This is a genomic window from Pseudoalteromonas sp. S4741 (assembly GCF_005886135.1).
GTDB lineage: Bacteria > Pseudomonadota > Gammaproteobacteria > Enterobacterales > Alteromonadaceae > Pseudoalteromonas > Pseudoalteromonas tetraodonis.
Map to the genome: position 1 here is coordinate 1 of NZ_PNCN01000161.1, position 9,738 is coordinate 9,738.

Annotated in this window: 9 protein-coding genes and 4 tRNA genes; 4 read left to right on the top strand and 9 right to left on the bottom strand. The window is 40.4% G+C overall.

Features of this window, described 5'->3' with window-relative positions; all coding sequences use genetic code 11:
• From CWC30_RS16735 to murB, 8 genes are all read right to left on the bottom strand, one after another.
• The coding region (locus tag CWC30_RS16735) for a GTP-binding protein (protein ID WP_138627674.1) at nt 1-118 on the bottom strand (118 nt) is incomplete at its 3' end.
• Between the two features lie 135 nt (nt 119-253).
• Nucleotides 254-329, bottom strand: a tRNA-Thr gene (locus CWC30_RS16740).
• A gap of 10 nt (nt 330-339) precedes the next feature.
• Nucleotides 340-414: transfer RNA gene (locus CWC30_RS16745), tRNA-Gly, on the bottom strand.
• Nucleotides 415-460: 46 nt separating this feature from the next.
• A tRNA-Tyr gene (locus CWC30_RS16750) sits at nt 461-545 on the bottom strand.
• A gap of 39 nt (nt 546-584) precedes the next feature.
• Nucleotides 585-660 (bottom strand) — tRNA-Thr (locus CWC30_RS16755).
• 126 nt (nt 661-786) lie between these two features.
• Nucleotides 787-1,485, bottom strand: coding sequence for a type III pantothenate kinase (locus tag CWC30_RS16760; protein WP_138627675.1), 699 nt, complete (start codon nt 1,483-1,485; stop codon nt 787-789).
• Nucleotides 1,482-2,474, bottom strand: a complete 993-nt coding sequence (gene birA, locus CWC30_RS16765) for a bifunctional biotin--[acetyl-CoA-carboxylase] ligase/biotin operon repressor BirA (RefSeq protein ID WP_138627676.1) — start codon at nt 2,472-2,474, stop codon at nt 1,482-1,484. Before birA ends, CWC30_RS16760 begins: the two co-directional genes overlap by 4 nt.
• On the bottom strand, nt 2,471-3,481 hold the full coding sequence (gene murB / locus CWC30_RS16770) for a UDP-N-acetylmuramate dehydrogenase (RefSeq protein WP_138627677.1): 1,011 nt from the start codon (nt 3,479-3,481) through the stop codon (nt 2,471-2,473). Before murB ends, birA begins: the two co-directional genes overlap by 4 nt.
• Nucleotides 3,482-3,623: 142 nt before the next feature.
• Here murB and CWC30_RS16775 point away from each other — a divergent pair, with 142 nt between their 5' ends.
• The gene (locus tag CWC30_RS16775; protein WP_036980588.1) at nt 3,624-5,465 is read left to right on the top strand and encodes a M1 family metallopeptidase; all 1,842 of its coding nucleotides are present in this window, start codon (nt 3,624-3,626) and stop codon (nt 5,463-5,465) included.
• Nucleotides 5,466-5,522: 57 nt separating this feature from the next.
• Here CWC30_RS16775 and CWC30_RS16780 read toward each other — a convergent pair whose 3' ends face one another.
• The gene (locus CWC30_RS16780; protein WP_138627678.1) at nt 5,523-6,125 is read right to left on the bottom strand and encodes a DUF2057 domain-containing protein; all 603 of its coding nucleotides are present in this window, start codon (nt 6,123-6,125) and stop codon (nt 5,523-5,525) included.
• A 92-nt stretch (nt 6,126-6,217) separates the two neighbouring features.
• On the opposite strand from CWC30_RS16780, the gene CWC30_RS16785 reads away from it, so the two are divergent.
• The 3 genes from CWC30_RS16785 (at nt 6,218) to CWC30_RS16795 (ending at nt 9,698) form a co-directional block, all read left to right on the top strand.
• Nucleotides 6,218-6,589 carry a histidine triad nucleotide-binding protein gene (locus tag CWC30_RS16785; protein ID WP_036980592.1) on the top strand — a complete coding sequence of 124 codons (372 nt, stop codon included), beginning with the start codon at nt 6,218-6,220 and terminating at the stop codon, nt 6,587-6,589.
• 214 nt (nt 6,590-6,803) lie between these two features.
• A complete protein-coding gene (locus tag CWC30_RS16790; protein WP_008108518.1) occupies nt 6,804-7,460 on the top strand; it encodes a helix-turn-helix transcriptional regulator in 657 nt (218 codons plus the stop codon).
• 81 nt (nt 7,461-7,541) lie between these two features.
• On the top strand, nt 7,542-9,698 hold the full coding sequence (locus tag CWC30_RS16795; protein ID WP_138627679.1) for a response regulator: 2,157 nt from the start codon (nt 7,542-7,544) through the stop codon (nt 9,696-9,698).
• The last annotated feature ends 40 nt before the right edge of the window (nt 9,699-9,738 follow it).

Consider the following 9,738-nt stretch of genomic DNA (forward strand, 5'->3'; position numbering starts at 1 on the left):
ATACTTTTGCAAGTACGTTAGTGATTGCTGCAGTTAGTGTAGTTTTACCGTGGTCAACGTGGCCAATTGTACCAACGTTTACGTGCGGTTTTACGCGTTCAAACTTTTCTTTTGCCATGACGGAACCTATCAGTTTTGTGTATCTAGATTACATATGAAAATAATCCACCATAGGTAGATTAAGTTAATTTTTTCAAATTTCAAATAGTTTTTTCTGACAGATAAAGGAAGTGTTTAAGGCGATTCGATTAACTGGTGCTGATAGGCAGATTTGAACTGCCGACCTCACCCTTACCAAGGGTGCGCTCTACCAACTGAGCTATATCAGCATCATCAAATTGGAGCGGGCAGCGGGAATCGAACCCGCATCATCAGCTTGGAAGGCTGAGGTAATAGCCATTATACGATGCCCGCTTTAAGGAACCTGTTCTTAAACTACCTCTAACCGTCTAGAATAAAGTGGTGGAGGGAGCTGGATTCGAACCAGCGAAGGCTGAGCCGTCAGATTTACAGTCTGATCCCTTTGGCCGCTCGGGAACCCCTCCACGATAATTCTTTACTAAGCACTTCCGGTAAAAGGAAAGTGGTGCCGACTAACCGAGTCGAACGGTTGACCTACTGATTACAAGTCAGTTGCTCTACCAGCTGAGCTAAGTCGGCACTGCTTTAGTACGGGGCGAGATTCTAGAGTAAGGTTTATTGGGATGCAACCAAAAAATTAAAAAAAATGTGATTTAATGCTTTAAATGCTCACTATTCGCGCAAAAAGCTATTTTTTTGTTGTTTTTAACTCTTTTTAGCTAACTCATACCAGTAATTTAAGCCTTTCATTACTAGCATTGGGTCGAAAATACTCTGTGAAAAATGCCCTTGTAACAGCTGACCATAACCACCCGCAAAAATTAAAAGGCTATTTTTTGTCTTTAAATGCAATCTTGCTTGCTCAATGGCACCCATAGTTGCCACTAAGGCTCCGTTTTTTAACCCATTAGGGGTGTTTTTTCCAAGCTCATTAGCAAATGGCGTGTTTGCATCATCAAATACCCGCTGAGTATTTTGAGTGAGTGATGAGGTCATCAAATCAAGCCCAGGTAATATCCAGCCTCCTAGATGCTGCCCATCATTATTGAGAACGTCTATAGTGGTAGCCGTGCCAGCATCAACAACAATAGCAGCCATATTAGGGTAAAGCGTATAACCGCTAATAAGCGCCAACCATCTATCTATACCCAAATTACCTACTTGCTGATACGCGCAGCGCAACCCACCAAGCTCACTACTAACCGTAGCCTCAAAACAATCAATATTATGCGTTTTGGCTTGCGCTAATAATTGTTTAAGTAACTCGCTACGACCAACACAAGCGTAAATAACAACCGTAATTTGCTGCCATAAAATATTATTAATATCACATGGCTGTATTTGCCCGTTTTTCCACAATACGGCTTTGAGTGAAGTATTACCTACATCAATTAACAATCTCATGCTTGCGCCTTTCTTAATGAAATCTCGCCGCCATAATAACTTTTTACTTCGCCGTCTTGGCGAATACGTACACCACCGTGCGCATCTATACCTTCACAAATGCCACGCCAACTACGATGCCCAGTATTAAGCTCTACCTGCTCGCCTGCAAACGCATTTAATGCATTCCATTGTTGATACATAGTTTGTAAGCCGTTCTCGCGATATTGCGCTAAGCGCTGCTCTAACCAATAAGTTAATGAAGCTACTAGTTGATTTTTATCTAGCTGCTGAGTGTGCTGACTCAAATCTGTCCATGCTTGGTCAATGTGCTGACTGGCACTTTGTGGCATATTTAAATTAATACCAATTCCTATCACCAACTGACACGGCCCTTGTGGTTGCCCGTCTAATTCAACTAATACGCCAGCGAGCTTTTGTTTGTTTATGTAAATGTCGTTTGGCCACTTTAACTCTACATCAATACCATAAAGTGCTTTTATCGCATCATACACCGCTAAACCAACAGCAATCGATACACCCATAGCGGCTTGTAAACCATCATCTAATCGCCAAAAATAGCTGTAGTATAAGTTGGCACCAAATGGCGATTGCCATACACGCCCTCGACGCCCGCGCCCTGCTTGCTGCATTTCGGCAACGATTACCGTGCCCGACTGAAGTGGTGTTTTAGCCTGAATGCGGCGCATTAGTTCGCTGTTGGTTGAATCAATGAGCGGCTGCACTTCAATATTAGCGGTATTTTGCCCTAACTCAGCATAAAGCTGTTGTATTTTTTCCTGATTAAGTAACCCTACTTGGTTATTTAAGCAATAGCCTTTACCTGTAACTTTAAATACATCTAAGCCCATAGCTTGTAGGCTTTGAATGTGTTTACTAACAGCGGCACGACTAATTCCTAATTCCTCTCCTAAAGCTTGCCCAGAGACAAACCCGCCTTTATTAAGCTCATTTAAAATAGCCAGCTTGTTTCCATCAGGTGCTTTCATGTTAATTGCTCCAAAGAGATATGGCATTCATTGTGTTGATCAATTAACCGCACTTCGTGTTCTAAGCTTATGTTATAGCGCGCTAAAACAGTGTTTTGAATATGGGTGATCATGCTGATCAAATCATCCCCTGTACTGTGGCCATGGTTAACGAGCACCAAAGCTTGCTGCTGATGCACTTCAATACCGGCAATCTTATATCCCTTTAATCCCGCTTGTTCTATTAACCACCCCGCTGCGACTTTATGATGACCGGCTCCGTGTGGGTAATGAGGTAACTCAGGAAACTGCGCAAGTAACGGCACTAACGCAGCATTGGTAATAATTGGGTTTTTAAAAAAACTCCCAGCATTAGCTAGTTTATAAGGGTCTGGGAGTTTGCTATTGCGTGTTTGTATCACCTGCTCACATACTTGCTGTGGCGTCGGGTTTTTTAGTTGTTGTAGCGGTCCATAACTGAGTACTGGTTGCCATATTTTTGGCAGTTTAAAGCGCACTTGGGTGATCACCGCTTTATTTTTTAACGCGTGTTTAAAAACCGATTCACGATAAGCAAAGTGGCATTGCTGATTAGTTAAAGATTTGAAGCAGTTGCTATTAATATCAAAATAGTCAATAGCTTCTACAAATTGCGCAATCTCTACACCGTAGGCACCAATATTTTGCACTGGCGCAGCACCGACAGTGCCTGGTATGAGTGCTAAATTTTCAAACCCTGCTATGCCTTGCTCAAGCAAATAAGTCACTAATTGATGCCAATTTTCACCGGCAGCCGCACTGACTAAAAAATCATTTTCCCGCTCAGTAATATTAATTCCTTGGGTCGCCATTTTAATAACCGTGCCAGCATAATCATTTAAAAAAATGGTATTACTGCCCTCCCCTAACAGACAAAAAGGCGCGTTAAAGCTCTGAGTTTGAAGCTGCGCTGAGTCGGTGATCTCAATAAAATTTTGGCATTGGCTACTTAATGCAAATGTATGTAGGGGTTGTAATGAGTGCGCCACAAGGGTCCTAAAGGTACCAGTAATTAATCGCTCTAGTTTAACTCATCGTCGCAAATTGCGCATCAGCTTGTAAAAATTGTTCAACCCACTGTGGCAATCATGTTATAAAACGGGTACTTTTTTATTTGTACTCAAGGTAATTATGAAAATCAAACCTCTTTTTTTAAGCCTCGTTATGGCCGGTATGTGCTCGCAAGCAATGGCTAGCGCTATTGATCAAAATTCCTACGCCAACCTTGATGATGTTATCACCACGCATTTAAACCTTGATTTAGACATCGACTTTGCCGACAAGCAATTAGAAGGTTTTGTTGAGCATACGCTACAATGGCAAAACGCGAAAAGCACAAAGCTAGTACTTGATACCCGCGATCTTGATATTGATAAAGTGATGTATCAAACAGCCAATGGCAATTGGCATAAAGCCAGTTTTAACCTTGCTAATCGCGACGATGTTAAAGGCTCAAAACTAACCATTACATTTAAAAGCCAAGCTGAAAAAGTCCGTATTTACTACAACAGTCGCCCAGAAGCGTCGGGCTTACAGTGGTTAACGCCAGAGCAAACAGCCAGTAAAACGCACCCGTTTATGTATAGTCAATCGCAAGCGATACATGCACGTAGTTGGATCCCTGTGCAAGATACACCGGCAATGCGTGTGACTTATTCTGCACGTATTCATACCCCTGAAGATGTGCGTGCGGTAATGAGTGCCGATAATAAAGATGCCCTTTATAAAGACGGTGATTACCACTTCAATATGCCACAAGCAATTTCGCCTTACTTAATTGCGATTGGTGCTGGTAACTTAGAATTTAAAGCGATGTCTAAACAAACCGGTATTTTTGCTGAACCGACTATTTTGGATGCCTCAGTTGCTGAATTTAATGACACCCAAGCGATGATCGACAAAACCAATGCGATGTATGGTGAGTATGCTTGGGGTCGCTATGACTTACTTATGCTACCGCCTAGCTTCCCATTTGGTGGCATGGAAAACCCGCGTCTATCATTTATTACCCCAACCGTTGTTGCTGGCGATAAAAGCCTCGTTAACCTGATTGCACATGAGCTTGCTCACTCTTGGTCTGGTAACTTAGTAACCAATGCCACATGGGAAGACTTATGGTTAAACGAAGGATTTACCTCTTATGTTGAAAACCGCATTATGGAAGAAGTATTTGGTCGCGACCGTGCAGTAATGGAGCAAGCGCTTGATGCAGCTGGCCTGCGTGCGCAACTTAAAACCATTGATGCACCAGACACTCGCCTTAATTTAAAACTTAATGGCCGCGATCCAGATGATGCGTTTAGCTCAGTGCCTTACACAAAGGGTCAGCTATTTTTAATCTACCTAGAAGAAAAATATGGCCGTGATAAGTTTGATGACTTTGTTAAAACTTACTTTAATGAATTTGCGTTTAAGTCACTAACCACTGCGCAATTTGTGACTTACATCAAAGCTAACTTAATTGAAAAGTACCCTGGTGTAGTGAGCATGGATAAAGTGAACGAGTGGATTTTTGAGCCTGGTTTACCAAGTGATGCACCTAACCCTACCTCTGATGCGTTCGATAAAGTAGATGCTGCAACACAAGCATGGTTAAAGGGGGATACAACTGCCGCACAATTACCTACTGCAAATTGGACAGTGCATGAGTGGCTGCACTTTTTAAATAACCTACCGCGCGATTTAAGCATTGAAAAAATGACTGAATTAGACGGCGAGTTTAACTTAACCCAATCAACTAACGCAGAACGCGCATTTGCATGGTATATGCTAGCAGTAGGTAATGGTTACCAACCGATTTACCCTGCGCTTGATAAACACTTATCGGGTATTGGTCGTCGTAAGCTAATAGTGCCACTTTACAAGGCACTTATTACACATGGTAAAAAAGACTGGGCACAAAGCGTGTACTTAAAAGCACGTCCAGGTTATCACCCACTTGCACAAGGTACCATTGACGCGTTATTTGAATAAATAATAGCGTTACCAATAAACTAAAAAGGGCCAATTTGGCCCTTTTTTAATGCTTAATTATTTTGTTACTTTATCTAAAAAAGCCTGCCTTTCAGCGAGCGTTGCTTGTTGCCACCAAAAGTCGAGCATATTTGCCGCACTTGGCATGCCTTTTCCATTAATTGGCGTAATCGGTTTAATGGGACGACTCGGTTTTTGCGGGCCCGCTGGGGTTGCTGTTGTTTGCTGGTTAAACTGTGCGCTTTGAACTTGTCGTTCGGCAATAATATTTAATGGCTTAGCTAAGGTGCTGCCTTTTGCTTTTAAACTCACTTGCGGTGCTTCAGCAAATACTTTTGCCGCTACCGCATTTTCAGCACGATTAAATACTAAGGTGTAATCTTTACCCGCTTCAATGGTTACATTCACCCAAAAAGGTTCTGATTCAATCACTTCATGATCGTCATAACCTAAGTCATATAAATCTGTGTATTTAAGTTTTAGCTGATAAGTACCCGGTGCTAATTCAACATCATCAACACGACTAAAAAGCGAACTTTCAATTATTCGGTCACCCACTTGCAAAGGAACAAATTCCTCAGGAAAGTGAATATTTTCTGCCAAACTCGATGCACTCACTAAGAGCGCCGCTACACTGCCTAATAATATTGATTTACGCATAATTACTCCTTTAGTTGATTTCAGTTTGACACTGCTAGCAAAATTTGTCATTAGTGACACATATATTAATCAAATAAATTAGAGTCATCATTATGAGCCAAGAGACTATTTTTACTAAAATTATTAATCGCGAAATTCCAGCCGATATTATTTACGAAGACGATGACACGCTAGCGTTTAAAGATATTAATCCTCAAGCGCCATTTCATATATTAATTATTCCCAAGCAACCAATTGCCACTATAAATGATATAAATAATGAAAACTCACATTTAGTTGGTAATTTATACACGGTCGCCGCAAAACTGGCCAAGCAACACAACTTTAGCGATGACGGCTACCGCGTTGTGATGAACTGTAATGAACATGGTGGCCAAACTGTGTATCACATACATTTACATATGCTCGCAGGTAAAGAAATGGGCTGGCCTCCATACCAAGAAACTAAAAAAACGGCGCTATAGTGCTTAGTTAAATCTTAGATTAGTTTAAAAAAATCAAAAATACGGCGTTTTTCTTACTACACGAAAAAAAACAATTACTTATTTGCAACATTTTATGTTTAAATAATCGGAAATCACACCTTTTCTCCAGTGAAATAACGATTCCCTAATACAAAAGGTGTGTAGGGATTGTGGTAAAATTAATTAGCCAGCTTTATAAAAGAGTAAAAAAAACATGAGCAGTTCAGCCTTTTTGTTGTTAGATGAAGAACCAATTAACACTATTGGTATTAACGTTTTAGAGCCATTGTTAAAAACACAAGGCCTTGACGTTACTACGGGTACAAATATTTTAGATGTTCCGGTAGGTACTCGCTTATTGTTCATTGAAACATCAAGTAAAGACGCATGGACAAAGCTAAAAGAGCAACTCGTTAATTTACGCATCAAGTGCGATATTGTGTTGTTCAATTTAGATGAAAACCCAGAGCTTGCTAATCGCGCATTGCTTAGCGGTATTCGTGGTGTATTTTACACCACAGATAATGCCGATGTACTCATGAAAGGGATTCGTTTATTACTCGAAGATCAGCTTTGGTATCGTCGTGACATTATGTGTAATGCGCTTAACCGCATGCTGCAATTTAATAAAGATGCGCTGCATAAGCTAACTGATGGTGATATTGAACCAATAAAGCTAACGAAGCGTGAAAAAGCAATTATATCGTTAATGAGTAATGGTTCTAAAAATAAAGAAATTGCTGAAGAGTTAAGTATTAGCCCGCATACGGTTAAAACTCATTTATACAGTGCATTTAGAAAAACTAAATGCCGTAACCGTATTGAATTACTTTCTTGGGCACAACAAAACATTCCTGACGAAATTCGTTAACGTTTGTTTGAATAAATACCATACAGGCACTTTAAGTGCCTGTTTTTATATCTTCTTTAAAAAAACGCTGTTGGGGTCTTAATGCTCGACTCATTTACGCTTTATTTTGCCAGTATCGCCGTTATAACAGTGATGACGCTACTGAACTTTTTAACCTGGCGTACCAATAAGCATGTTCCCGGCACGTTACTTTATATTTTCTATCCTTTACTGCTATTAACTGCCATTGTTAGTTTTGCACTAATAGGCAAAATTCCTGATCAGATTGCCATTACCCTTGCTAATAACATGATGTTTTTAGCTTCTATTGTGCATTGTTTGTCACTGAGTCAATTTTTAAATTATCATGGTCGTGGCCTTAAGTTTGTTTGCCTATTTACAGCGCTCAGCGCTTTGATGCTTGTTTATTTCACATTTTTACAGCCTTCAATGCGCTCGCGGGTATATATTTCTGATTTGCAGCATATTGTAGAGGCCACTTTTTTATTATTTATATTTATAAAATATGCGCGAAAACCCTACCCTAACGCCAGCATTGTTTACATAATTATTTTAACTTTAGTTGCAGCAAGTTTTATTACCCGAAGCCTATTTATGGATGACATTGCACAACAGGATGCCATTTTAAATTCATGGTTTAACTCACTGTTATTTTTAAACAGTGTTATTGCCCCCATGTTTTATGCTGCAGGTATGGCGTTGTTATGTAATGAACGCAGGGAATTACGACTTAATAAGCTCACTGAAAAAGCTCATAAAGATTTAGAAATTCGCGGACTGTTTTTATCCACCATCAGCCATGAAATACGCACACCACTAAACGGCATTTTAGGCAGTGCACAACTGATATTAAATCAAACCAGCGACAGCCGCAATAAAGCCTATTGTGAGGCAATTATCAATTCAGCAGAGTCACTCAACTTACTGGTAGATAAAGTACTGGAATACGCAAGCTTAGATCAGCACGACGAAGCCCTGTACGAAGAAGACATAGAGTTTAAAACATGGCTGCAAAACTTATGCTTGCTGTTAAGCCCTCTGGCCGAACAAAAACAACTTAAATTTGAGCTTGCCTGTAATATTCCCGATAAAGCCTGTTACTACTGCGACCAACAAAAACTCAGACAAATTATTATTAACCTTGTAGGTAATGCGATTAAATTTACCGATAACGGTATGGTAAAAGTACAAATAGATTTAGTTAATGAAACCCAGCTAGATCACACTCTTAAAGTAAGTGTACTCGATTCAGGCCCCGGTATTGAAAAAGATGAAATTGATTATTTAACTGAGCCCTACATTCAAAGCAGTGCCGGTAAAGAAAAAGGCGGAACAGGCCTCGGACTTGCTATAACTAGTCGCCTTCTCGATAAAATTAATAGCCAGCTAGAAATTACCAGTGAGCTGGGAGTAGGTAGTGTCTTTAGCTTTAACATGACGTTAGCCATTGGTGAGCTTAGTCTCGTCGAGCAACGCCATCAAAGTAAAGACTATTTAACCGGACTCGATGTATTACTTGTTGAAGATTTAGATCTGAACCAAAAAATTGCCGTTGAATTTATGGCAGACGACGAGCATAAAATTAAGCTCGCTAAAGATGGCAAAAGTGCGATTGAGTTGATGAAAAAATATCACTTTGATGTGGTGCTACTTGATATGAACCTACCCGATTTAACAGGGCAACAGGTACTAAAAACACTCAAACGGGTGGAGCATAAAAATCAGCGAACGCCGGTGCTGGCCTTTACTGCCAGTTTAAGCCCTGATGAAATAAAAGAATACTTAGCATTGGGTATTAAAGACATTGTTGGCAAGCCATTAAAGCAAGAAAAACTACGCCAAGCATTGAGTGATTCACAGTCAACACAAACAGCTAACATTGCCGTCGATCTGGTTGATACGTTATACGATGAAACAGCAACAGAGACCCTTACAAGCTCTTTTAGTATTGATGAAGTGTCTTCTATTTATAATGAATTTATTCTTTCTGCTCGTAATAAGCTGAGCCGTTGCCAAGCTTTATTAGAGCAAGACCCCGAGCAATGCATTAAGTTATTACATCGCCAAGCCAGCACCGCCATGCAACTTGGCTTTAATAGCTATGGATTAGCTCTTAAAAAAATTGAGCGACGCTTACTAGATAAAAAACCATTAAATAACTCATTAAATGAAGCCAGCACACTGTGGCAACACAGTTTAGAGGCGTATTTAAAGTATGTACGGCAAGGGCTAGGGTAAAAACGGGCTACGGGCTACTGGCTACGGGCTACGGGCTACG

What these genes read in the sequence shown, in the direction of transcription:
- CWC30_RS16760 (WP_138627675.1), bottom strand. Translation starts at nt 1,485, where the DNA reads ATGAGATTGTTAATTGATGTAGGTAATACTTCACTCAAAGCCGTATTG.
- birA (WP_138627676.1), bottom strand. Translation starts at nt 2,474, where the DNA reads ATGAAAGCACCTGATGGAAACAAGCTGGCTATTTTAAATGAGCTTAAT.
- CWC30_RS16775 (WP_036980588.1), top strand. Translation starts at nt 3,624, where the DNA reads ATGAAAATCAAACCTCTTTTTTTAAGCCTCGTTATGGCCGGTATGTGC.
- CWC30_RS16780 (WP_138627678.1), bottom strand. Translation starts at nt 6,125, where the DNA reads ATGCGTAAATCAATATTATTAGGCAGTGTAGCGGCGCTCTTAGTGAGT.
- CWC30_RS16785 (WP_036980592.1), top strand. Translation starts at nt 6,218, where the DNA reads ATGAGCCAAGAGACTATTTTTACTAAAATTATTAATCGCGAAATTCCA.
- CWC30_RS16790 (WP_008108518.1), top strand. Translation starts at nt 6,804, where the DNA reads ATGAGCAGTTCAGCCTTTTTGTTGTTAGATGAAGAACCAATTAACACT.
- CWC30_RS16795 (WP_138627679.1), top strand. Translation starts at nt 7,542, where the DNA reads ATGCTCGACTCATTTACGCTTTATTTTGCCAGTATCGCCGTTATAACA.